Genomic DNA, 496 nt, shown 5'->3' with positions numbered 1-496 from the left:
CTCCAAGGCCCTTTCTATGGCCCTCAGGGAGTTCATATTCTTGATCTCCGACTTCTTCCCCCACCGGCCGTCCGAAACCTTGACCGATACATTGGCATCGACCCTCAGCGAGCCGGAGTCCATATCCCCGTCGGAGACGCCGAGATACCGCACGAGCTGGCGAAGCCGCGCCACGTATTCTTTCGCCTGAGCCGGAGACGTGATGTCGGGAGCCGAAACGATCTCCATCAGAGGTATGCCGGCCCTGCAGAGAGGGCACAAGTCGCGCTCGTACGTCTGAAAGCTCACGCGCCACAGAGAGAAAAGCGGCGTAGGAAAACCAGCCTTACCGCCGCTTCTGTCAACTATGCAAGCCGTGCCCACGTTCGGATTTCCCATCAGCAGGATGCGTCCTTTGTATCCGGCCTTCCCTTCCGTTGCGGAAGCGAGTGGGCATAACTCCTTGTTCTGGCAGCAGCTGCACCCCTTCATTCGTTTTCCTCCCTGGAAGCTGGCC

The 496-nt window shown here is 59.1% G+C and carries 1 pseudogene; it reads right to left on the bottom strand.

Annotated features, from left to right (window positions below):
- A pseudogene (locus EZM41_RS14095) lies at window positions 1-471 on the bottom strand (hypothetical protein); the annotation flags it as partial.
- Window positions 472-496: the final 25 nt, after the last annotated feature.

Origin of the sequence: Acetomicrobium sp. S15 = DSM 107314 (genome assembly GCF_016125955.1) — a bacterium.
GTDB classification, from domain to species: Bacteria; Synergistota; Synergistia; order Synergistales; family Thermosynergistaceae; genus Thermosynergistes; species Thermosynergistes pyruvativorans.
Note: the sequence above shows the minus strand (reverse complement) of the source record. Positions and strands in the feature narration are given on the sequence as shown.